The following is a 22,541-nucleotide window of genomic DNA, read 5'->3' on the forward strand; positions in this document are numbered from 1 at the left end:
ATTTTACCATGGCAGAACATTTATACTTACAGGTTGCAGAAAGGATCGAGCAATTGATCGAAAAGGAAGTGATCAAGATCGGCTCCAAGTTACCTTCGGTGAGAACGTTGAGCAAGGAAAACGGCATCAGTATCAGTACTGCCTTCCAAGCTTATTATCACCTTGAGAATAAAGGACTGATAGAACCCCGGCCCAAGTCGGGTTATTATGTTAAGTTTTCCAGTAAGCATTTGCCTGCTATACCGAAAACCTGTCAACCCGTAAAGAAAGCGACGGAAGTTTCTGCCAGCGAGATGATCATCGAGGTATTTCATAATATGACCAGCCCGATGATTGCCCGCTTTTCGGTAGCAGCGCCGCCTGTTTCCTTACTGCCGGCGGCCAAGCTAAATAAATCCATGATTCAAGCGATCCGCCAATCTGCTAACTCCGGCTTGGATTACGAGCAACTACCCGGGAATGAAAATCTCCGCAAACAAATCGCGAGGCAATCGATCAACTGGGGCGGGGTGTTGTCTGAAGATGATATTATCATTACATCAGGTTGCATGGATGCACTTACTTTATGCCTTTCCGCCACTACCCAACCCGGCGATGTGATTGCCCTGGAAAGCCCCGCGTATTGCGGCGCTTTTCAATTGGCAGAAAGCTTGGGATTAAAGGTTCTCGAAATACCAACCGATCCCGAATCCGGTGTTGACATAGCTTACTTGGATAAAGCCATACCCAAGTTCAAAATAAAGGCTTGCCTGTTTGTACCTAATTTTAATAATCCCCTGGGGGCGCTCATGCCGGAACAGAATAAGAAAGCCCTGGTGGAGATCATCAACAAATATAATATCGCGTTGATCGAAGATGATATTTACGGTGACTTATATTTTGGGAAACAACGCCCCAGCAATTTAAAATGCTATGATACGGAAGGAAATATATTGCTATGCAATTCCTTCTCAAAGTCCATTGCACCGGGTTACCGCGTGGGTTGGACGGCACCGGGAAAATACCACGAAAAAGTGCTGCGCCTAAAATTAAACCACTCCATCGCTACGGCTACATTGCCACAAGCGGCAATCGGTCACTTCCTAGAGAAAGGTCGTTACGAACACCATTTACGCAATATGCGGAAAGCCCTACATACGCAATGCTTACGTTACCAGCAAGCTGTTTTGGAATATTTCCCGGCAGATACGAAGATGTCGCGGCCACAAGGTGGTTATGTTTTTTGGACCGAAGTAAACCCGAAGGTAAATACTTTCGAATTATATGAAAAAGCGCTCAAGAAAAAAATCAGCATCGCGCCAGGCAGGATATTCAGCTTACAGGATCGCTATCTCAATTGTTTACGATTGAGCCATGGACAACCTTTTACCAAGGAGATAGATGATTCACTAAGGATTTTAGGCAAACTCGTTCATCAAATGAGCTAAACCGTTTTCCGGTAATTTAATACGGCAACCCCGTTCATCAAGATGGCAAAGCCAAACATGATGAGCAGGTACATCTTTACATCGCCCCAACCGCTGCCCTTTAATAAAACCATCCGTACTACCTTCACGAAATACATCAGGGGATTGAACCAGGTAATCTTTTGCGCCCAGGGCGGCATACTTTCTACAGGTGTGAATAAGCCGCTCATCAGGATAAATACGACGAGGAAAAACCAGGAGATAAACATGGCTTGCTGCTGGGTATTGGTGAAAGTGGAGATTAATAAACCCATCCCTAACATCACGCATAAATAAACCCCGGCAAATAAGAAAAGTAAGGGGATGCTTCCCTCCGTCGGCATAGCAAATACAAGTTTTCCGACGATCAACCCAAGGGCTAACTCAAACAGCCCAATTAACCAAAATGGCAATAATTTACCCAGTATAAAATGATACTTTTTAATCGGCGTAACATTCAATTGCTCGATGGTACCGATCTCCTTTTCCTTCACGATATTCATACCGGATAAAAATGCGCCGATCATCGTAACCAATACTACGATCAATGCCGGCACCATGTAAATCCGGTAATTCATATTTTGATTGTACCAATTTGAATAAGTAATCGAAAAATGTGGCGGTGCATCCCTTGGTTCCATCGCGAACCATTCTATTCTCACCCGGTTATTAAACTGCTGTAAAATAGTATTGGAATATCCATTGGCTAACCCCGCCTTCGTTCCGTTAATCGCATTTACAATTAACAGGATACTCGTTTCATCATCACGGACCAGGTTCCTTTCGAAATTCCTAGGAATTACCATCACTAAATCCGCCTTGTCGGCAGTAAGTTCCGCGTAAGCCGCCTTGGCATCCTGGCCGTGGTATTGCAATTTAAAATACCCCGAAGCCGTCATCTTGTTGGCTAAACGCATCGAAAAAGGGCTCCTGTCCTGGTCAACGATGGCAATCCCGAGGTTCTTAATCTCGAAATTCGCGGCGAAGGTGAGCACCAAGAGTTGAATGATGGGCATTACGAAGATGATCGGCAACATGGCTTTATTGCGGAAAATCTGGATAAATTCTTTTTGTAATAAAAATCTTAATGTTCTCATCAGCTCAACCGGGTTTTGAATTTTCGGATACTAATCAACAAGAGGAAACAACTCATACCGATTAAAACCGTTGTTGGTAACCATACATCCTTCAAACCTCCTCCTTTTAGCATGATACTTTTAAGAATGATGATAAACCATTTTGCCGGGAGGAGGTTTGCCACGATCCTTAATGGCATTGGCATACTTTCTAATGGAAAAACAAAACCCGATAATAACATGGTAGGCATCATTAATCCTACCATCGAAACCATCATGGCCGTTTGTTGTGAATCGGTAATACTTGAAATCAGGATGCCGAGTGATAAAGCTACCATCACGAACAAACCACATTCTGCCAATAACAAGATCAAGCTGCCTTTAATCGGCATACCAAATATTGTTACACTTAATATCAAGATAATAATCGCGTTTATAAATGACAATACGATGTAAGGCACCACTTTTCCCGTAATAATCATCACCGGTTTTATTGGCGATACTAATAGGATTTCCATCGTACCCAACTCCTTCTCCCTCGTGATCGCGATACTCGTCATCATGGCTGAAACCAACATCAGGATCAAGGTCATTACCCCCGGTACGAACATGTACACGCTTTTCAAAGCGGGATTGAATACCATCCTTTGTTCCGCATGGATGGTCAGCGGCAAATGATCCAAGGGGAACATTTCATCCTGGAAGTCCAACAGTATAGCGCTGGCATAATTCTGCAAAGTAGTGGCAATATTAGGATCTGTAGCATCCGTGATAAGTTGCACCGCCGCATTATTTTCATGGTAAAATGTATGGGCGAAATCCGGTGGTATAACGATAGCCATCTTGATTTCTCCCGCCTCGAAGGCCGGCTGCACCTCGGAAGGACTGGAAATAAGTTGATATACTTGGAAATATTCGGAATGTTCCAATTTTTGGATTAGCTGTTGACTGTAATAATCCTTAGACTGATCCAAAATAGCGAGTTTTGCTTCATGCACCTCGTTGGTAATGGCGAAGCCGAACAAAATGATCTGCACGATCGGCATGCCGAACAAGATTAACAAGGTGCGGGTATCACGGAAAATGTGATAAAACTCTTTTCTAACAAATTGGAAAAATAATTTCATATTAGATGCTATAACCAGCTAATTTTATCCATGTTTAATTATCGGAACCAGCCAAATTTCATCTAGGGATAGCCCCGTCTATTAGCCTCTCGCCAATTTCAGGAATACATCATTCATGCTATTGACGGAAAATCGGCTTTTCAGATTGCCAGGGGTATCCAGGGCTTCGATCTTCCCATCCACCATGATTGATACACGGTTACAATACTCCGCTTCATCCATGTAATGCGTTGTTACAAAAACTGTCACCCCCCGATCGGCAGCTTCATAGATCATATCCCAAAACTGTCTCCTCGTAATCGGATCAACACCACCTGTCGGTTCATCGAGGAAAACGATGGAAGGATTATGTATGATGGCGATTGAAAATGATAATTTTTGCTTCCAGCCTAAGGGCAGGGCACTCACCAGGCTCTTAGCCTCCTGCTGCAATTCGAGTTTCTGCAACAAAGCCTCCGAAGCATCTTTTAAAGCCTGTCTTTTCAATCCATAAATTCCACCGTAAAAGCGTATATTTTCCGTGACGGTTAAGTCTTCATACAATGAAAAACGTTGACTCATATAACCGATACTTTGCTTGATTTTCTCCTGTTGAGAAAACACATCGTATCCAGCTACCGTAGCTTTCCCGCTAGTCGGCTTCAACAAACCGCATAACATCCTCATGGCAGTAGTTTTACCGGCGCCGTTCGCTCCAAGGAAACCGAAGATCTCACCTTTGTATACCTCGAACGTGATGGCATCCGTAGCAGTGAAATCACCGAATTTTTTTGTCAATTTATCCGTTTTGATAGCGTAAGCTTCCATGCTGCTTTCTATTTTTCCATGAGATACATAAAACAATCTTCGATACCGGGTTCAATTTTTTGCAAAGTAAAGTCCCCGTTGATACGTTCACTTAAATATTGCTGCACCCCCAGGCTATTTGTCTCTCCATCCTTCAACACGAGGTGTAATTGATCCCCGAAGGCGAAGCAGCTAAAAGTACCGGGATAAGACCTGGCCGTTTGTAGCAATGCATGCATATGTTCCCCTTTGACACCGTAAATATCTTTTTCGAAATCCGCTACAATATTGGCCGGTGAATTGATTTGCAAAATTTGCCCGGCTTGTATCAAGGCAACCCTTTCACATAAATCGGCTTCATCCATATACGGTGTACTTACCATGATGGCGATACCATTATCCCTCAAGCGTTTCAACATTTCCCAAAACTCCTTCCTTGAAACCGGGTCAACACCGGTTGTAGGTTCATCCAAAAAAAGGATGGAAGGTTCATGCACCAAGGCGCAGCATAGCGCCAACTTCTGTTTCATCCCGCCGGATAATTTTCCTGCCGGACGTTTCCGGAACGGTTCCAACTGCACGTAAATATCTTTAATGAGATGATAATTTTTCTCGATGGTCGTGTTAAATATCGTGGCGAAGAATTGCAGGTTTTCCTCTACTGTTAAATCTTGATACAATGAAAACCGTCCCGGCATATATCCGACCATCTGCCGGATTTTCTTATAATCTTTGACAACATCCAGCCCATTAACCGTTGCCGTACCTTGATCGGCCAGCATGAGCGTGGTTAGAATACGGAACAAACTCGTTTTCCCCGCGCCATCGGGACCGATGAGACCGAATAACTCCCCTTTCTTCACATGGAAGGAAATTTCCTTCAAAGCCTGTATAGCACCGTAATTCTTGCTAATATGTTCTACTACGATCGCATTCATAAGAAATCGTTTATAACATGAGTTCACCCGGCATGCCGAGCTTGATCTTTCCATCATTCTTCACGGCAATCTTTACCGCGTAAACCAGCTGCGTCCTTTCTTCTAAAGTTTGAATTACCTTAGGTGTAAATTCCGCTTCGGAGGCCACCCAGGTAATTTTACCGGGATATTCCACGAAAGTGCCGCCCTCCGTACCATCGATACGAACTTTCACAGTTTGACCGATCTTAATAGAAGGCAATTGTCTTGCCGATACATACACCCTTAATATCATATTGTTGAGATCGCCTATTTTATAAAGCGCCTTGCCGTAATTGACCACTTCACCCTGCTCCACGTATTTTACTAAGACGGTTCCCGCGACAGGATTTACGACCAGCGATTGGTTCAATTGATCTTCGACCTGGGCAATCTGCGCTTCCAATGGTTTTGTTTCCTCCTCAACACCTTCCACTTGTGTCGATAAAGTGGCGGCCATCGAAGCGTATTGTTTTTCTAATACGGCCACCGCGGCATTGATATCATCTAACTGTTTTGCAGTAGCGGCATTGGCATCATACATCTTCTTGATACGTTGTTGTTCTTTCTGTTGTGCAAGTATTTGTTGATGGATAACTTCCAGCTGTGGGTTCACTGGAGGCTTTTTACTTCTAACAGCTTTGACGCTTGCCTGCAACTGGGAACGTTTCAGGTATAACTGGGTAGAATCTATGGCGCCTACAACCGCGTTCGCCGCGATCGAGTCACCTTCTTCCAATTTAAAACTGAGCAATTTGCCCGTAGCTTCGGCGGCAACGATAACTTCCGTTGTTTCGAAATTGCCGTAAGCCATTACACCATCTTCTTCATTTTTACATGAAGCGAATAAAGTTGTAATAGCACAGCAAGAAATTAGCAAGCTTTTCATATACTAATTGCCTTTAATGATTTGATATTGAATATTAGCCAACAACCATTGGATGGCATGGGTTTTATATTGAATCTTTGATTGCGAAGCGGCATACAAATCCGCCAGGTAATCGTGTACGGTCACAGCCCCATTATCAAGTTGGGTAGCGCTGACATCCTTCACCTTGTTCCTGAGATCGACAATTCTTTCATCTTTATCCATGGCAGCCCTCATCTTTTTCATCTCCGCTTGCTGTTGTAACAATTGCATCCGGGTATTTAGTTCGAACGTTTCCGATCTTTTGGAAAAAGTCTGTTCCTGCCATTGTAATATCTTCCTTTCATTTTGTTGCTGCTTCCAGTTCCAGATATTCCAGTTCAACTTAATTCCGGCGATGTAAAAGAACCTGAACTCATTCTCCAACATATTGAGACCGGGCCTACCATACCCACCTTGTACGAAAGCGCTTAACTTGGGAATATTCTTGGTAGCTACCAATTTATCCTGTGCATTCAAAGCTTCAGATTGATACGAATACAGCAGCAATTCCGGCCGCATGATGCCCGGAGCATCCTGTTGTTCAACGGCGGGTGGCATTTCAAGGCGCGTATTGCCGTCAATGCTTTTACCGGTAAGAATTGATAGTAATTCCAAGGCTGTTTCTTTACCTGTCAGTGCTTCGAACAATTGTTGTTCCGCTTTTAACCGCTCTGCCTCCAAAAGATCTACATTACTTTGTAAAACGGCCCCGTTGCTTACGCCAACTTTCAAGCGTTCTATCCTCTGGGAAATATCTTCGATCACCTGCTCCGCGTTCTCAATATATGCCCCGTGTAAAATAGCGTTGAAAAATACCTGCGCCACCTGCAAACGAAGCTGGTACAGTTCCACTTCCAACTGTTGCCGGGATACTTTTTCGTTAGCCCGGTGCAATTCCTGTTGCTGCCTGATCGTGCCGCCATCATAAATCAATTGCTTTACATCCACCGTAGCCTTGTACTGGTCATTTGGAATGGCCTGGATATCAAAATTTGGAAGTTTGATGGGTATCTGCGTCACATCGGATTGGTAGGTGGCCTGCGCATTTAGGTCAACTTGCGGTAAATAGTTACTCTTGGTATTTTTTAACTGGAGTGCTGTCACTTTAGCTATTACCTCTTTTTGTGATAACATAGGATAATGCTCCCTTGCCCAACTTTGACAGGTAGCCAGGCTAAGGCTGCTATCTTGCGCCATCAACTGTACCGGGAGATATAATAATAAACAAAATAGGTACTTCATTTTAACCGATTTATTTAACTATTTGGTTAATATAACATCAAAAAAAACTCAGGGTTGTAATGCAGCGGTAATAAATTTCACTACTTCCCGTTTCCGCTCTTGCATCATCAATCTAAATTCCATTTCATTTTTCCGTAACACGCCTTTGATCATTGGTTTAGCTACGAATGGGAAGATACAGAGCGATACTACGTTTATAAATAATTGTTCCGGGTCAAATTCCTTGATATGCCCTTTTTTAATTTCGGCATCAACTTCTTTCAAGAACTGCTTCACATCGGGCATGTTAGCGCTATTGAGAAACCTTTGGGCCACTTTCTCAGGGTCTTGGCTCATCTCGTGTAGTACGAATATGGGAATAAACGGCTTCTCCATCAATCCCGCGATATATAAATCCACGATTACACTGACCTTATCCAGCAATGAACCCTTGGTTTTGATCACTTCGTTAATGCGGCCCAATAATTGGTTGATGGCTTCGGTAAAGATGATTTCAAATAATTTATCCTTGCTCCTGAAATAGTAATGCAACAGGGCTTTATTAATCCCCGCTTCATCGGCAATCTCTTGCATCCTAGCGCCATTATAGCCGCGTTGGGTGAATACCAACCTCGCAGCATTCAAAATCAACTCTTCCGTTTTTGCCTGCTCTAATTTATCAACCATACGGTTTAACTATTTGGTTAAATTTATTCAAAGGTAAATGAATGGATTAATATCAGCAAAATTATTTTCTCAATATTATTGATGATTAAAACGAAACGGGTGTATTACCTGCAAGAGAACGCATGACTCACATAAGCGGCGACAACAACCTTGCCAGCGCTTCCAGGAAACGCTGCCAGCGGCCGCGTTGTACCCAATCATCGTAATGAATCTCCGTGCTATGGAACTGGTCCGACATAAATGCATCGGACAATTGTTGATTAAGTTGGGTACTGAAGACTAAAGCATTCACTTCAAAATTCAGATCAAAGCTACGTACATCAATATTAGCGGTACCCACGATCGATAAATTATTATCTACCACGATCGTCTTAGCATGCACGAAGCCTTCATTGTACCTAAAGATCCGTACACCTGAATACAATAATTCTTCAAAATAAGACTCCGCGGCCTTGTTTACCACTACGGAGTCGCTCTTTTGACCGGGAACTAAAAGCCGCACATCCTTCCCTGAAAGGGCCGCTTGGATCATGGCATCGTAAATGGAGTCATTGGGTATAAAATAAGGAGTAGTAATTAACACGCTCTTTTCCGCTTGATTGATCGCGGCAAGGTTAGATAACATAATTGTTGACCGTTGGCTATCAGGTCCACTGGCAGCTACTTGCACCAAGGCTTCCCCTTCACATTCCGGTGCGTCTGAAAAATACTGGTGGGTAATGGGCAGATCTGTTTCCGCGCAGAAATTCCAATCACTCATGAAAATAAACTGCAAGGTATGTACCCCTAACCCGTAAATATATAAATGTGCATCCCTCCAAAACGGCCATTTTTGCTTGGCAGCAGTATCGCGGTATTCCGCGGTATTAATATAGCGATCACTGACATTAATACCGCCAATAAACCCTTGGTTACCATCTACCACTACTATTTTACGGTGATTCCGGTAGTTTAACCGGTTCGCTAGAAACCGGACACGGTAAAATGGATACACTTCTACCCCCGCGGCTCTTAGCTCCTTTAATAACTTCCGGTTAAGGTCACTACTGCCGAAGTCATCATAAATAAACCGAACTTCTACACCTTCTTTAACTTTATCTTTTAGGATATTAATTACCTGCCGGCCAATTGTATCATCTTCAAAAATGTAATATTCTATATGAATATGGTGCTTGGCGCCGTATAATACTTCTAATAATTTTGGAAACTTTTCCTCGCCGTTCAATAATAATTGCACCTCGTTATGCATCGAGATAGGTGTAAGGATATCTTTAAACAGCATTCTTGCAATGCTGGCTTTATTTCCAACCAACTTGGCATTTTCCAATAAGGCTTCCTTCGACTCTTGGTACAGGTAATCCTGAACCCTGCCAGATAACATCACGTTAGATTGCCATTTGCGGGAATAAATCCTGTTAATACGACGGTTAATCCCGACGCTTAAATAAATAAGTATACCAAGGCCGGGCAAGAAAAACAGCAATAGCAGGTAGGCCATCGCTTTCCCGGTATTAGTTGTTTCCACCAAGGCTTTCAGGGCAACTATAAACGTGAGTAAATAAATAATTCCAAGGCCTACACTCTTCCAATGTTCTACGGTAAACTGCCAAATTGTGCTGAAAAATTCCGGCATAAGGTCGAATTATGTTCCTATAAATATACGTATCTAACAATTAGCAGGCTAAGTAGTTGGCAGGATTTATATAAATAACAAATAAAAAACCCGGCAACAAGAATGTAGCCGGGAGAATTGGTTTGCTCTGAATAAATATTACGATTTGCGTCCACCACCTCCGCGGGGTCTCATACCACCACGGCGTTTACGCATTTCTTCCAGTTTGGCAGTGTACGTTTTGTACTGTTCTTCAGTCAATACTTCCTTGATTTTAGCTTCCTTCTCATCGTTCATTTTTTTGAAAGTTTCACGATCGGGACGCTCGCCGCTTTCGCGCATTTTATCCATCGATTTATAGAAATCAGTTTGGATGGCGGTAATCTTGGTATTTTGATCCGCTGTTAAAGAAAGTTCTTTATTCATCCATTCCATGGTCATCTTAACCCTATCTTCCACGGAGCGACGTTGTCCCCCGGGACCTTGTTGGGCAAAGGCGGTCATACCCACTAGCAAGCAGGCAAAAACCATTACAAACATCTTTTTCATGCTGTACTAAAGTTTAAGTTTAACGAAAATTGTTGTGTGATGAGTTATAGAGAAAAAAAATTGCCTAACCTTTTTGTTTTTCTTTTCCCGGTTTATCTTTCCATCCCGACCTGGGGGGAGGATTACCGGCAGCACCCCTTCTAAATAGCCTGTTAAGCAAGGAATCGAAAGCGGGTTGTTGTCCTGGAGTACAAATTGCCCGGATTTCCTTGAAGTGTTCGAATAATGCCTTTTCAACTTGTGCCTGGGCCATACCTATACTATCTACTTTGGCATTCAGTACCGAATCACTTGGCGGCATGCTATCGTAGACCATTTTATATAAATCTTCCCGCGTGCTCCTCATTTTGCTGAAGTAAGGCATCATCCTTTTATTATTTTCATCGCGCAGCACCTTGAAACTATCAATTTGCACCTGGGAAAAACCCACTTTCTCTTCCAGGTATTCCACGACAAAATCACGTCTAAAGTTGCGGTTCCTGTTGTTGTTTGGCTTCAGGAATACAAAGAAAATAATCATCGCGATATTCGTTAGGAATAACAGTACGACGAGGATAACGAGAAACCTACTCCGGGTGCGTGTAGTCATTCTTATTCTGGTTTTATCAGATCATAAATATTCGTGTTGGAAGCGATATTCAGCTCCTCGCGAATCCCTTGGATGGTCGATTGCTCTTGCGCTGTACCTAGGGTGGCATTCACCTGGCGTAAAACAGTCCAACTATTCAATGCCAAAACGCTTCCTACGAATACGACTACTACAACCGGCTTAGTCAAGTAACCTGCCATACGCTCCCAAGCGCTCAATGATGCCTTTTCCATACGGGCGCGCAGTCTCGTATAAAAATATGGCGCGGGGGTAGCGCGGGACAAACCATCGATACTCGACAGTATTTCCGAAAACTCATATTTCTTTCCTTCACGCATAATTGTCAAGCTTTTTATAAATAATTAGACGATATTCTTTTCAAAACCTTTCAAAAAATCATCCATTTTTTCACGAATTTCCTTTCATATGTTTCCCGAGCAGCACTTGTAACGTTTTCTTGGCCCTGTGCATATGCCCATCTACCGCGGCCAGGGTGGTATCCAAGATTTCAGCGATCTCCCTGGTAGGTAAGCCCTCCAATTTATGCAGGATAAATACCGCTTTTTGCATTTCCGGAAGCTGGGCTACAGCTTGCATTAACAAGTTGGCCTGTTCTTTCTTTTCCAACGAGACGCCAGGGTGGTTGAAATCGGGTGGTTCCCAGTTCAATTCCCCGTCACTTCCAAAAATGGAGAACAGCTTTCCCCACCGCTTCTTCCTGTTCTTTTTACGGATATGATCCAGTGATTTTGTCACCGTGATCCGGTATATCCAGGTGGATAATTTAGCATCTCCTTTAAAATGAGCGATCGACTCATACACCTGCACAAATACGTCCTGGGCAACATCCTCCGCATCTTCAGGTAGCTGCACAATACCCAATGCGGTATTATACACCATGTTTTGCCAGGTGTCAACCAAGGTGCGGAAAGCAGATTCATCACCTTGCTGTAATCTTTCAATCAATGGATCGACAACGCTCAAGCTAGACGGATTCTATGTTTTTTTAAATGGCCGGACTTTGAAAATACGAAAACCTGGGGGAATACTGCCCGGTAAATTACATACCGGGCGCTCCTCACCTATCATCCGCCACCTGGGGGAGGGCCGCCAGGTCTTCCACCACCGGGAGGACCAAACCTGCGGAACATCCTTTCCCTGTCGTTTTGCATTTCTTCTTCGGGGTCAGTACCTTTCTTATTCCAACTTTTTATTCTATATGTAAAAGTCAGCATGAAATACTGCTTCAGCACTAAAGAACGTTGGTCTTCAATATAAAGTTCCGTAGTAGAGCGGGAAATGCTTTGGTTTTGATTCAGTAAGTCATATACCGTGGCCCTCAGTTCACCCCTGTTATCTTTTAAGAACTTCTTGGCGGCGCTCAAATTCCAAAGCCAATAATTTGTACTTTGACCATTATCTAGGGCGCTGTAATACTGGTTTGTTAAATCTGAATTCAGCACCCAACCGTTCTTCGTCATCAAGTTAACATTTGCTGAAGCGCTGCCGTTGAAATAACTACTATTATTTAAAGTAGAAACATTATTTTTTACGTTGTTAAATGAAGCATTGTAAGACAATGTAAAATCTACATATTCACTGATATTACTGGAAATAACAGCCCCGGCATTATAAGCATACGTGTTGGAAACGTTGTAGGTACTGTTTACATAACCCGGAGAGCGGGTATAGCTGATGCCCAGGTTGGTATTTAAGTTTGATTTGATCACTTTTAATGGCAAACCCAGGTTAAAGAAAGACCTAGCGTTCCAGTATCCATCCACGTTGATCGGTTTAGTTAATTGTCCTCCTTTGCGCAATGTAAACGTAGGTGTCAACACGGTGTCTTGCTGGGCGATATAAGTTCTATTGGTAACACGGTTATTCGTATTTTCAACATTGACGCCGGCTATAAACATTAACCCTTTCTCAGTATCAATATAATGATATCCACCGCGTAAAGATTGTGAATAAGATTGATCCAGTTCCGGGTTACCGGTGCTTACAAACAAGGGATTAGTATAACTCAACACATCCTGCAAATTATTGATAGATGGTTGATCGGTCGATGCCCTATAAAATAACCTTACGCTAGAATTCTTGTTAAATTTCTGCCTCCACATCAAGTTCGGTAAAACATTTGTGAAGGAACGCTTCAAGTTAAAATCTGTCGGGAAAGTACGGTCTCCTTCCAAGGTAGCATGTTGCAAGTTAACGCCTATAATCAACATCTTATCACGGTTGCCCATGCGGTAACTAAGGCCACCATTGTTTACGGTATATTTATTTTTATACAAGTTCGACAAACTTGGATCAAAAGTTAATTCACTATGAGTCGAATCGATGGTATAAGCTTTCTGATCTGCATTATTGATGCTAATCGATGGGCGGTAGTTAATTTCCAGTTGCCCTTTACCGACCGGCTCCGTATAGGAGAAATTAGCGGAATAGGTTTGTCCATCCGTATTGGAGTAGGTCTCCCTTAATGTTGAATCGGTAACTAGCCCACCCTTGTAATTAGTTGTCGTATAAGAAGGTAATATGCTTTCACCATCGCGGTTATTTGCCCTGAAGCCAAAATTAATGGAGAACGTACGTCCCCTCTTGTCGAATGCGTGCCTCCATAAGAGGTTGGTATTCGCGTTATACCCTTTATTATTATTTGTGGAAGCAATATCCGTAGCATTAATCAAAGATGAATCGCCGTATTTAAAATCACCCAAGGTATGCGACATGGCATCATTCTTTTGAAAACTCACCGAAGGGGTAAACATCAGGATGTCTTTATCAGATATCTTGTACTCTAAGCGTAAATTTACACGGTGATTATAGTTCTTCGTTTCAGAATTGGCTAATTCATTGTAAACGCGGACAGAATCTGCTATATCATTCGGGTAAACTTGATGGGTGAGCGTTTCGTTCTCAGTTGATTTATTATTAAATAGATAGCTACCGTTCACCGTCAACTTCTTACCCCAAGTATCCTGGAAGTTGATACCCAAGGAGTTCGTTTTGTTGATACCGCTTTGCGAGCCGACGTTGAAATTGTTACCGCCTCCACGGCCGCCCCTACCGCCACGACCACCGCCGCCGCCAGATATGCCGAGTACATCTTCCGAAGCAAAGTTTTGCTGGTTTACATTATTAGTCATCCCGATCAAACCGATTCTCCTATCGCCGTTGAAAAAATTAACACTACCCCCGGCATTATACAGACCTTGAGTGCCATATCCAGCGTATACTTTCCCAAACTTGGAATTACTCAAACCATTCTTTGTAACAACGTTGATAGCTTTATAACTGTTTCCATCATCAAAACCGGAGAATTGTGCCTGGTCGCTCATTTTATCAAATACCTCGATCTTGGAGATCACTTCGGCCGGCAAGTTTTTCAATGTCGCCGTAGCATCTTCGCCAAAATATTCCTTCCCGTCAACCAATACTTTCTTCACCGTTTCCCCGTGCGCTGTAACCGTTCCGTTCTGCACCGTGATACCGGGCATTTTCTTGACCAGATCTTCGGCAGATGCATCGGGGTTAGTTTTATAGGCGCTCGCATTGTACTGGGTCGTGTCCCCTTTCAATTGGGTAGGCGGTTCTTGCCCCTTGATCGTCACCCCTTTCAAATCGGTCACGGACCTGGGGATGTTCACGACTCCCATATTCCCGTTCGTGCCATTGAAGCTGATATTACGCACTAGTTCTGAATACCCTAAGAAAGTAAACGTTAACTTGTAAGATCCGGGTTGAATGCTAGCAAATTCAAAGCCACCGCTGGTATTAGTCAATAGGTTCCGTATAAATGTAGTATCACCGGGTTTGGTTAAACGAACGGTAGCGCCGATAAGGCGGGTACTATCCGTTTTATCCTGGAGCACACCCTTGATAACCGATTGGGCATTAGCCAAACAAGAGAATGTAATTAAAAATGTAAAAAGTAGCGTTATTCGCTTCATAAGTTGATGAGTTATTGCAATAGTTTAGACGGCATTCCGATTCCTTTCTTTTACCGCTCATCCGTTTTTTTTCAAGATTTATCCCTCTATTGCTGGAACAGCCGATAAAAATGGCCGAAATCAACCCTTCCCAGCCTTTTTACAATCATCGTATCTTTATACCTGGAGCTTTTCAACAAAACATATTATTATGAATAAAAGAAATATCGGGTTATCGGAACTCAACATTGCTCCCTGGATGTTGGGGGGTAATGTTTTCGGCTGGACAATCGGCGCGGAACAATCATTCCATGTACTAGATGCGTTTACAAGCGCCGGGTTTAATAGTATCGATACAGCGGACGCTTATTCAACTTGGGTTCCGGGCAACCAAGGAGGTGAATCGGAAACGATCATCGGGCAATGGTTTCAAAAACGTAAGAATCGATCCGGGATTATCTTGGCTACCAAGGTAGGCTCCACGATGCCCCGGAGCCCGAAAAAAATATTAAAGAAGGCATATATATTGAAGGCCGTGGAAGATTCTCTCCGGCGCTTACAAACCGATTATATTGACTTGTACCAATCTCATTACGATGATCCGGAAACCCCGGTAGAAGAAACCTTGGAAGCGTACTGGACATTAATTAAAAGCGGCAAAGTGAGATATATAGGTGCATCTAACTTCAGCCCGGGAAGATTGGTTGAATCTATAAATACCAGTAAGACATTACATTTACCGGGGTATGTAAGTTTACAACCCCAGTATAACCTGTATGATAGGGCTGACTATGAAGCAAATTATGCTAAAATCTGCCAAGAACAGCAGCTGGGCGTCATCCCGTATTATTCCTTAGCTAGCGGGTTCCTCAGTGGAAAGTACCGGGACAAGGCGGACTTAGACAAAAGTAAGCGCGGAAGCGGAATTGACAAATATCTTGATAACAGGGGTTTCAGCATCTTGCAAGCGATGGATGAAGTGGCCGAAAGGCATCATTGCAGCCTGGCGGCAATCGCCTTGGCTTGGTTAATGGCCCGCCCGGGAATCACGGCGCCTATTGCCAGCGCTACCAAGGTGGAACAAGTGAAACAATTAGCTAAAGCCGCCACGATTAAGCTCTCCGGAGCTGAATTGGAATTGTTGAATAATGCCAGTGCGTATTGACTTGAACCCTGAACTTATCCCGTTCCGGCATTACCACTATGAAGCCCGGGGAATGTTTATTATTTTTACGTACTTCTTAATACTATCGATCATCCCAAATATATTCCGCGTATGCGACTATTATTTTTTACTATCCTCATGACTATTTGCTTGGGAAGCCTGGCACAACAACCCTTGATGCCCCAAGTTCAAAAGTTTACAGCTAAGGAAGGTTTTATTTCTATCGGAAAAACATCCGTAGTTCATGCAGCCGACACAAGTTGTAAGGCAGAAGTAGCGTTACTGAATACATACCTGGGCAGCTTCGTCACATTTAACCCGGATGCCGTCCCGGTTGAAATTGCTACCGACCCTTCCTATAAAGATGAAGAAGGCTATACCTTGGTATTAGAAAAACCTGCTGTAAGAATCAAAGCGAGGAACTCAAAAGGCGTTTTTTATGCCTTACAAACATTGATACAGCTAGGAAATCATTATCATGGTACAATCCCGGCAGGCACCATCGAAGACGCGCCCCGGTTTGCATACAGGGGCTTGATGCTTGATGTGAGCAGGCATTTCTTCGGTGTAAACTTTATCAAGCAATTACTGGATGTAATGGCGATGTATAAACTAAATACATTTCATTGGCATCTTACCGACGATCAAGGTTGGCGAATAGAGATAAATAAATATCCCCGCTTGCAGGTAGTAGCGGCTTGGAGGGATCAAACACTGATCGGGCACAAGAAGGACATACCCCATCAATTTGATGGTAAAAAATACGGTGGTTATTATACGCAGGCACAAGTAAAGGACATCGTAGCCTATGCCCAGTCCAAGCATATCGACATCATTCCCGAAATCGAGATGCCCGGGCATGCTTCCGCGGCATTGGCAGCTTACCCTTACCTGGGCTGTACCGGTGGCCCATACGAAACCGCACAATTTTGGGGCATCTTTGACGATGTATATTGTGCAGGAAACGACAGCACCTTCACTTTCCTGGAAGATGTACTGGATGAGGTTATCCCTTTGTTTCCGGGGAAATATATACATATCGGTGGCGACGAATGCCCCAAAAACCGCTGGAATGCTTGCCCGAAATGCCAACAAAGGATGGCCGCAGAACATTTGGAAGATGCCCATGCCCTGCAAAGCTATTTCGTGAAGCGGATAGAAAAATATCTTAACAGCAAAGGGAAACAACTTATTGGTTGGGATGAGATTACGGAAGGAGGACTTTCGCCCAATGCTACCGTGATGTGCTGGCGTGGTGACTCGGTTGGATTTGCAGCAGCAGCACAAGGGCATGATGTGATCTTTAGTCCCGAGAAAAATTTGTATTTCGATTATTACCAGTCAACTAGCATGTTAGAGCCCATTGCAGCAGGTGGATATACGCCTTTAGAAAAGGTGTATTCCTATGATCCGATGCAAAATAGGCAAGCCGAAGCCGGCGGCGATTCCCATATTTTGGGCATCCAAGCCAATTTGTGGAGCGAGTATTTACCTACGGAAGATCAAGCTTGGTACATGTTATTCCCACGATTGCTGGCATTATCTGAAATAGCTTGGTTACAACCTAGCTCCAAGGATTATGCTTCCTTTTACGAACGCTGGAAACTTCAACGCGCTATTTTGGATAAGCATAAAATAAAATACGCAGATATCTATGACGAGATTACAGGTAAAATGATGGCCAAGGGCAGCAAACATCAACTTAGCCTTCACTCGAGCTTGCCGAACGCAACCATCCGTTATAGCTATCTCGGTAAAGAGCAAACTTACGGGCATCCAATCGACATTACAGCTTCCGGCATTATCAAGGCACAGTTGTATGTAGATGACAAAGCGGTTTTGAGACCCTACACCAAGGAAGTAATACAACATAAAGCTGTTGGCAAAAAAATCAGCTTAAAGAACCCAGGTAAAGGCAATTTTGATGTTGCGGGAAGTATTTTACTCAATGGACAATATGGCACAAACCGTTACAATGACGGGCAGTGGTTGGGTTTAAGCGGGGATAACCTCCAGGCAACAATTGACCTAGGGAAAGAGACCGAGGTAAACCAAATTAAAACGAGCTTTCTTGATTACCATTGGCAACGGATGTGGAAACCGGTATCTTATACCTTTGAATACAGCAATAACGGTAAACATTTCCGTAAGCTAAGTGGAGAAGGTTCGGAAAAAGATTTAGTATACGAATATAATTGTAAGAAGACCAAGACCCGTTATATCAGGGTCACTTTAGAAAACAAGGGCATAATACCGCAAGGAGAATATGGCGCGGGGGGAAAAGCCTGGTTATTGGTTGATGAGATAGCGGTATATTAACCAACATTCTTATTCATAAAATACAATAAGTTGGTGAATACAATTCATCAACTTATTTTTATTGCCTGCGGATCTCGAAGAATTCATCCTGCAAAGATAATGGCGTCATTTCAATAGCAGTACTTTCCTTGGTATATTCGCTGGTTTCCAAGACAATTTTCAAAGGTAAAGAATGGGTCATCTGCGTAAAAATATCAAACGAATTTAGTTTGTAGTCCCTGAAATAACTGGGATCAATTTGTATATCATTATTAAAATAATAAGTCACTTTTCCATTATTCGATTCGATAATTACTTTATGGCACCGTTTCCCTAGCACATTAATCGTATCAGCATCCTCGCCTATGATAACTTTCATCATGGAATCCTTATCATTAACCGGTTTAATGGATAGCGGATAATCCGTATTGGCTTTATAAAAAAATAACTTATTACTATCCGAACGGAACACTTGCATCCGCAGGGCTATACCGTTAAAAGATTCCTTTATGTTACCATTCTTGATATAAAACTGTGTTTTAGAACCGAACAAGGTGCTATACTGGGCATCGGTCATATCATCCACCTTGGAATAATATGTATTAGCATAAACTATTTTGCCGGTAAAGTCTTGCGCCATTAAAGGCTTAAAAGAAGATACCAATAAGAATAAAATCAAGCACATTCTCATAGCTCAAACGGAATTTCATCTAAAGATCGACAAAAAATAATTAACCGCTTCAATATTCGGCTTTCTGTATCTTATCTATATAAAATTTCCTGTTAAAGCATACATGTAGATAAACAGTAGACTTATAAGCTTCGCGCTTACCGTCTTTCAAATGGAATGCAGGATTCCATCGGGGCATTAACCTGACCACCCTTTTCACTTCCTCGATAAAGGGCCTGTTATACCGGGTAGGGATCATCGGTATTTGGAATCGTAATACGGAGCCTAGCCTGCCGATTTTTAAGGATAATGGAATGACGATACCTGGCCGGATCTTTCTTTTCCCGGTTCGGAAATTCAGTTGGTATAATAAAAAGGCATACACATCACCCGGGCATTGGCCGAAAGTGGGCCAAGTCATCGTAGTATCTAACGCAACTACTACCCAGGTGGGTTGTTCCGTGGTGTCCCGTTGCGCTTGCGAGGAATGGGAAATGAATACCAGGCACAAGGAAAACATCCATACAATTATGTATTTCATGGCAAGGGCTGAATGATCTTATTATCGATCATACATGTTTCTTCAATTAGGATAGTATATTCAACTTAGCAAAAAATGTCCAGATGCACATTACAAATATAATAAATATTTATTATATATTTTCAACTTGGAAATGGTTTAATGAATAAGCAGGTTATTAGCGCAATTTGGGATCAAAGTTTACGCGGATAATTTTCCCCATTTTCCCCGGTTCAAAAAGCATCGTTACCTCGTACCAAACGATGCTGGTATCTTTAGGATCTTGGTATTGGCAAGAAATCTCGATAGTTCCGTCAAGTTCGGAAGGTGGCATCACGTTGAAGAATAGGTTGGCATCCCTTTTCTTCATGATTTTCATCTCGTGCGCAGCAGTTTTTAAGCGGGTCTTAAGTTCGACCCGGGCAGCCACGGTATCCGCATTCATCAAGCGGCACGCTTTCCGCCATTTGTTCGCTTCAAGTAGGTAAACAAATTTACCGGCGTTAGTAGCTTTAGCTTGCATCTCTTCTAATTGCCCGAACGCTAATTGGGCGCTACACATGAATAAAAATAATAAACCCAGTAACTTCTTCATAGATGGCAAGATAAGTTGCTTATATCAATAAATATATCAACAAATTCATAAAATTCCTTGAGTGGTTATTCCCCCGTTGCAGTGCGCACGACAAAAACCTTCTACAAAACATATAATTGGAAGTAAAACACTTAAACAGGTAAAAAAATTATAAATAGTAAACAATATCAATATTTATATAATTCCATAACCCTGTTAGTTCATTGAAAGTCAATAAGTATTTGTTAAATTTATCTACATTTGTTTCCCCGGTACTTTTGAAATAAGCTACAACCCCATGGAAAAGATTTTAGGTCTCCTGACCTTCGTGAATTTATTGGTAGTAAATTGGAATGTAAGTATAGCGAAGGCGCAGCCTGCTAAAGACAGCACCGTACTGATCGTTCAATCACAGTACCAGAAAGTACAATTGCTGTACCAGGATGCCTTCGGTGATATCCGTATGCTAATAGCCAATCCTTCCAAGCAGCATGCCGATACTTTCCATTTATACGTAGAGCAACCGTTCGTGATTAAACAGGCAGATATCACGCAAACACCTTACCTGCTCGTCCCCGGCGACACGGTCATATTCCAGTATTCAGAACAGAAATTTCCAATAGTAAAACATCTCCATAACAATATGCGGAGTTCAGAGCTGAACTTTTACCGCTCATTATACCAAAACCGGCTGGCCAACCAAGCGCCGGCAGCGCAATTAAACACCGCTAGCAGGAGCCTTATCCGAAATAAGGATGATATCGCCAAGTATATCAATTATTTGACAGATCAATATAAAGCGGACAGTTCATATTTTTCTGAATATATCAAATCCAAAGCTGTAAGTCCATATTTCAACAGCTACGTGCAATGGCAGTTACAAGCGCAACTGGTAGAAAGGCTAGCGCAGGGATATTGCCAGTTATTTCAATTTAATAATCCGACACAAAGCAAATTACTCGCCGATAAAGCGATTGCGCAGTACCAAAAGTTCTCGAAGATACCTTACCACACGCCGTACACCATTTTACTAACACATGAGCTTTGGATGAATCAATTGTATTGCTTACAGGAATTCCAAACAAGCAAAAATGTATCTGCACTATTTAAAACCACTTCGAAATTAATACATCCCACCGCGCGCAACCAAGTAAGATTCCTAGTATTGAAGCAGTACGCGAAGGAAATGAGCAGGGAAGAATTTAACGAGAAAGTTGCCGCCATGCCAACTAGCCCTATAAATTATAAAGCCTACCTGCAACGGTACATTGAAAACAAATCTACCGCTGGAGATTACAATATCTATAAAACAGCCAGTGGCCGGGGCATGTACTTTGAAGAAATTCGTTCCATGTTCCCGGGAAAAGCACTGTTTTTAATTTTCTGGCATAGCCAACAAAAACAAAGCCAGGAAATATTTGCCAAGCTAAAGCATACATTCAGCAGGATAGATACCAACAAGGTTTCCTTGATATATGTTTCATTGGAAAAATCTTACCAATCCTGGCAACATTCGCAAAATATAGTTCCCCGTAACTTGAGAGCTGCGCATAGCTATTGGTTAGCTCCAGGGATGTTGTCATCTATTATTATTAAGAACGAGATCAACAGCCTGCCCTGCGCCTTGATATTTGACCGGCAAGGAATCGTAACCGGCAAACATGTATTGGAGGGTAGCCAGCAAGTAGTTAATTATATCAATAAACTCTGATCAGCGACAATTAAAAGAAATTATATCAAATCGAAAGCTTGTGCGAAGCGGGTTAGTTCGTAAACCGTATTGATATTTAACTTCCTCTTGATGTTCTTGCGGTGTGTTTCAACGGTAGTTTCAGCTATAAATAATTGCTCCGCGATCTCGTTGGCGCTTTTACCTATGGCCAATAAGCCCAAGATTTCCTTTTCCCGTTTACCCAGGGTAGCAAACAAACGGCTGTTTTGCCGGAGAAATAAGTTCTCCTGCATCAACCGGTCAATCTTGCTATTAACGTGGTTGAGACTGTCTACCGGGTACGCCATACATATATAAAAAACCGGGTTCCTCGACAACATTCTCATGGCGCTAAAATGCCATTCCCAACCATTGTTCAGGCCGCTCCTTACCTGTTGGAAGAAACTCACCAAGGTATTTTCATTACCACTGTGAAGGGTATCTTTGATCTTTGGAATATACGCTTCGATATCATCATGGTTAAAAAAACGGGTATGGTAATCCTGGCCCATGGCACGTATTTCATCGAGGGAAGCCCCGAGATGACGCTCACCGCGCTTTGAAATATACACTACGTTCAGATGGGCATCGAGAATAATAATAACTCCCGGTAACTCATCGGCTATAGCTGTAATAGATGAGATTTTCACATCAACATTATCCATTAGAAACAGTATAGGTTGCTCAAATAAAAGTGGACTTTAAATAAA

Annotated in this window: 21 protein-coding genes; 4 read left to right on the forward strand and 17 right to left on the reverse strand. The window is 42.6% G+C overall.

All coding sequences use genetic code 11. From position 1 onward, the window contains the following. The first annotated feature begins 8 nt into the window (after positions 1-8). Positions 9-1,427 (forward strand): aminotransferase-like domain-containing protein, encoded by a 1,419-nt coding sequence (locus tag COR50_RS20315; protein ID WP_098195698.1) that lies wholly within the window; start codon positions 9-11, stop codon positions 1,425-1,427. On the opposite strand, the gene COR50_RS20320 is transcribed toward COR50_RS20315, so the two are convergent. From COR50_RS20320 to COR50_RS20380, 13 genes are all read right to left on the reverse strand, one after another. After that, positions 1,424-2,542, reverse strand: a complete 1,119-nt coding sequence (locus COR50_RS20320; protein WP_098195699.1) for an ABC transporter permease — start codon at positions 2,540-2,542, stop codon at positions 1,424-1,426. The two genes, COR50_RS20315 and COR50_RS20320, sit on opposite strands and share 4 nt — an antisense overlap. Continuing rightward, entirely contained in the window at positions 2,542-3,648 is a 1,107-nt protein-coding gene (locus COR50_RS20325) for an ABC transporter permease (protein ID WP_098195700.1), read from the reverse strand. The genes COR50_RS20320 and COR50_RS20325 overlap by 1 nt, the downstream gene beginning before the upstream one ends. A gap of 81 nt (positions 3,649-3,729) precedes the next feature. Further along, entirely contained in the window at positions 3,730-4,455 is a 726-nt protein-coding gene (locus tag COR50_RS20330; protein ID WP_098195701.1) for an ABC transporter ATP-binding protein, read from the reverse strand. Positions 4,456-4,463: 8 nt separating this feature from the next. Beyond that, the gene (locus COR50_RS20335; protein WP_098195702.1) at positions 4,464-5,372 is read right to left on the reverse strand and encodes an ABC transporter ATP-binding protein; all 909 of its coding nucleotides are present in this window, start codon (positions 5,370-5,372) and stop codon (positions 4,464-4,466) included. A gap of 10 nt (positions 5,373-5,382) precedes the next feature. After that, the gene (locus COR50_RS20340; RefSeq protein WP_098195703.1) at positions 5,383-6,279 is read right to left on the reverse strand and encodes an HlyD family secretion protein; all 897 of its coding nucleotides are present in this window, start codon (positions 6,277-6,279) and stop codon (positions 5,383-5,385) included. A gap of 3 nt (positions 6,280-6,282) precedes the next feature. Further along, positions 6,283-7,542: a TolC family protein gene (locus tag COR50_RS20345; RefSeq protein ID WP_098195704.1), complete on the reverse strand. Its 1,260-nt coding sequence runs from the start codon at positions 7,540-7,542 to the stop codon at positions 6,283-6,285. 48 nt (positions 7,543-7,590) lie between these two features. Then, positions 7,591-8,208, reverse strand: coding sequence for a TetR/AcrR family transcriptional regulator (locus COR50_RS20350; RefSeq protein ID WP_098195705.1), 618 nt, complete (start codon positions 8,206-8,208; stop codon positions 7,591-7,593). 127 nt (positions 8,209-8,335) lie between these two features. Continuing rightward, positions 8,336-9,841 carry a cardiolipin synthase gene (gene cls, locus COR50_RS20355; RefSeq protein WP_098195706.1) on the reverse strand — a complete coding sequence of 502 codons (1,506 nt, stop codon included), beginning with the start codon at positions 9,839-9,841 and terminating at the stop codon, positions 8,336-8,338. A gap of 138 nt (positions 9,842-9,979) precedes the next feature. After that, entirely contained in the window at positions 9,980-10,369 is a 390-nt protein-coding gene (locus COR50_RS20360) for a hypothetical protein (protein WP_098195707.1), read from the reverse strand. A 64-nt stretch (positions 10,370-10,433) separates the two neighbouring features. Next, entirely contained in the window at positions 10,434-10,958 is a 525-nt protein-coding gene (locus COR50_RS20365; protein ID WP_098195708.1) for a Spy/CpxP family protein refolding chaperone, read from the reverse strand. A gap of 2 nt (positions 10,959-10,960) precedes the next feature. After that, positions 10,961-11,296 carry a hypothetical protein gene (locus COR50_RS20370; RefSeq protein ID WP_098195709.1) on the reverse strand — a complete coding sequence of 112 codons (336 nt, stop codon included), beginning with the start codon at positions 11,294-11,296 and terminating at the stop codon, positions 10,961-10,963. A gap of 70 nt (positions 11,297-11,366) precedes the next feature. Then, positions 11,367-11,942 (reverse strand): RNA polymerase sigma factor, encoded by a 576-nt coding sequence (locus tag COR50_RS20375; protein WP_098195710.1) that lies wholly within the window; start codon positions 11,940-11,942, stop codon positions 11,367-11,369. Between the two features lie 101 nt (positions 11,943-12,043). After that, entirely contained in the window at positions 12,044-14,914 is a 2,871-nt protein-coding gene (locus tag COR50_RS20380) for a TonB-dependent receptor (protein ID WP_098195711.1), read from the reverse strand. Between the two features lie 190 nt (positions 14,915-15,104). Here COR50_RS20380 and COR50_RS20385 point away from each other — a divergent pair, with 190 nt between their 5' ends. Then, positions 15,105-16,058, forward strand: coding sequence for an aldo/keto reductase (locus COR50_RS20385; protein WP_098195712.1), 954 nt, complete (start codon positions 15,105-15,107; stop codon positions 16,056-16,058). 111 nt (positions 16,059-16,169) lie between these two features. After that, positions 16,170-18,377, forward strand: a complete 2,208-nt coding sequence (locus COR50_RS20390; RefSeq protein WP_098195713.1) for a glycoside hydrolase family 20 protein — start codon at positions 16,170-16,172, stop codon at positions 18,375-18,377. A 58-nt stretch (positions 18,378-18,435) separates the two neighbouring features. On the opposite strand, the gene COR50_RS20395 is transcribed toward COR50_RS20390, so the two are convergent. The 3 genes from COR50_RS20395 to COR50_RS20405 all read right to left on the reverse strand — a co-directional run bounded on the left by COR50_RS20395 (position 18,436) and on the right by COR50_RS20405 (position 20,141). Further along, complete coding sequence (locus COR50_RS20395) at positions 18,436-19,047, reverse strand: hypothetical protein (protein ID WP_157761029.1); 612 nt, start codon at positions 19,045-19,047, stop codon at positions 18,436-18,438. Positions 19,048-19,096: 49 nt separating this feature from the next. Further along, complete coding sequence (locus COR50_RS20400; protein ID WP_157761030.1) at positions 19,097-19,567, reverse strand: hypothetical protein; 471 nt, start codon at positions 19,565-19,567, stop codon at positions 19,097-19,099. 157 nt (positions 19,568-19,724) lie between these two features. After that, on the reverse strand, positions 19,725-20,141 hold the full coding sequence (locus COR50_RS20405) for a hypothetical protein (protein ID WP_098195716.1): 417 nt from the start codon (positions 20,139-20,141) through the stop codon (positions 19,725-19,727). A 277-nt stretch (positions 20,142-20,418) separates the two neighbouring features. On the opposite strand from COR50_RS20405, the gene COR50_RS20410 reads away from it, so the two are divergent. Next, the gene (locus tag COR50_RS20410; protein ID WP_098195717.1) at positions 20,419-21,831 is read left to right on the forward strand and encodes a thioredoxin-like domain-containing protein; all 1,413 of its coding nucleotides are present in this window, start codon (positions 20,419-20,421) and stop codon (positions 21,829-21,831) included. A 20-nt stretch (positions 21,832-21,851) separates the two neighbouring features. Here the strand turns inward: COR50_RS20410 and COR50_RS20415 are convergent, their stop codons facing one another. Next, positions 21,852-22,496 carry a LuxR C-terminal-related transcriptional regulator gene (locus COR50_RS20415; protein ID WP_098195718.1) on the reverse strand — a complete coding sequence of 215 codons (645 nt, stop codon included), beginning with the start codon at positions 22,494-22,496 and terminating at the stop codon, positions 21,852-21,854. Positions 22,497-22,541 lie beyond the last annotated feature (45 nt).

Origin of the sequence: Chitinophaga caeni, assembly GCF_002557795.1 — a bacterium.
GTDB lineage: Bacteria > Bacteroidota > Bacteroidia > Chitinophagales > Chitinophagaceae > Chitinophaga > Chitinophaga caeni.

What these genes read in the sequence shown, in the direction of transcription:
- COR50_RS20380 (WP_098195711.1), bottom strand. Translation starts at nt 14,914, where the DNA reads ATGAAGCGAATAACGCTACTTTTTACATTTTTAATTACATTCTCTTGT.
- COR50_RS20325 (WP_098195700.1), bottom strand. Translation starts at nt 3,648, where the DNA reads ATGAAATTATTTTTCCAATTTGTTAGAAAAGAGTTTTATCACATTTTC.
- COR50_RS20320 (WP_098195699.1), bottom strand. Translation starts at nt 2,542, where the DNA reads ATGAGAACATTAAGATTTTTATTACAAAAAGAATTTATCCAGATTTTC.
- COR50_RS20395 (WP_157761029.1), bottom strand. Translation starts at nt 19,047, where the DNA reads ATGAGAATGTGCTTGATTTTATTCTTATTGGTATCTTCTTTTAAGCCT.
- COR50_RS20405 (WP_098195716.1), bottom strand. Translation starts at nt 20,141, where the DNA reads ATGAAGAAGTTACTGGGTTTATTATTTTTATTCATGTGTAGCGCCCAA.
- COR50_RS20340 (WP_098195703.1), bottom strand. Translation starts at nt 6,279, where the DNA reads ATGAAAAGCTTGCTAATTTCTTGCTGTGCTATTACAACTTTATTCGCT.
- COR50_RS20335 (WP_098195702.1), bottom strand. Translation starts at nt 5,372, where the DNA reads ATGAATGCGATCGTAGTAGAACATATTAGCAAGAATTACGGTGCTATA.
- COR50_RS20390 (WP_098195713.1), top strand. Translation starts at nt 16,170, where the DNA reads ATGCGACTATTATTTTTTACTATCCTCATGACTATTTGCTTGGGAAGC.
- COR50_RS20415 (WP_098195718.1), bottom strand. Translation starts at nt 22,496, where the DNA reads ATGGATAATGTTGATGTGAAAATCTCATCTATTACAGCTATAGCCGAT.
- COR50_RS20350 (WP_098195705.1), bottom strand. Translation starts at nt 8,208, where the DNA reads ATGGTTGATAAATTAGAGCAGGCAAAAACGGAAGAGTTGATTTTGAAT.
- COR50_RS20315 (WP_098195698.1), top strand. Translation starts at nt 9, where the DNA reads ATGGCAGAACATTTATACTTACAGGTTGCAGAAAGGATCGAGCAATTG.
- COR50_RS20365 (WP_098195708.1), bottom strand. Translation starts at nt 10,958, where the DNA reads ATGACTACACGCACCCGGAGTAGGTTTCTCGTTATCCTCGTCGTACTG.
- cls (WP_098195706.1), bottom strand. Translation starts at nt 9,841, where the DNA reads ATGCCGGAATTTTTCAGCACAATTTGGCAGTTTACCGTAGAACATTGG.
- COR50_RS20400 (WP_157761030.1), bottom strand. Translation starts at nt 19,567, where the DNA reads ATGAAATACATAATTGTATGGATGTTTTCCTTGTGCCTGGTATTCATT.
- COR50_RS20360 (WP_098195707.1), bottom strand. Translation starts at nt 10,369, where the DNA reads ATGAAAAAGATGTTTGTAATGGTTTTTGCCTGCTTGCTAGTGGGTATG.
- COR50_RS20330 (WP_098195701.1), bottom strand. Translation starts at nt 4,455, where the DNA reads ATGGAAGCTTACGCTATCAAAACGGATAAATTGACAAAAAAATTCGGT.
- COR50_RS20345 (WP_098195704.1), bottom strand. Translation starts at nt 7,542, where the DNA reads ATGAAGTACCTATTTTGTTTATTATTATATCTCCCGGTACAGTTGATG.
- COR50_RS20385 (WP_098195712.1), top strand. Translation starts at nt 15,105, where the DNA reads ATGAATAAAAGAAATATCGGGTTATCGGAACTCAACATTGCTCCCTGG.
- COR50_RS20370 (WP_098195709.1), bottom strand. Translation starts at nt 11,296, where the DNA reads ATGCGTGAAGGAAAGAAATATGAGTTTTCGGAAATACTGTCGAGTATC.
- COR50_RS20410 (WP_098195717.1), top strand. Translation starts at nt 20,419, where the DNA reads ATGGAAAAGATTTTAGGTCTCCTGACCTTCGTGAATTTATTGGTAGTA.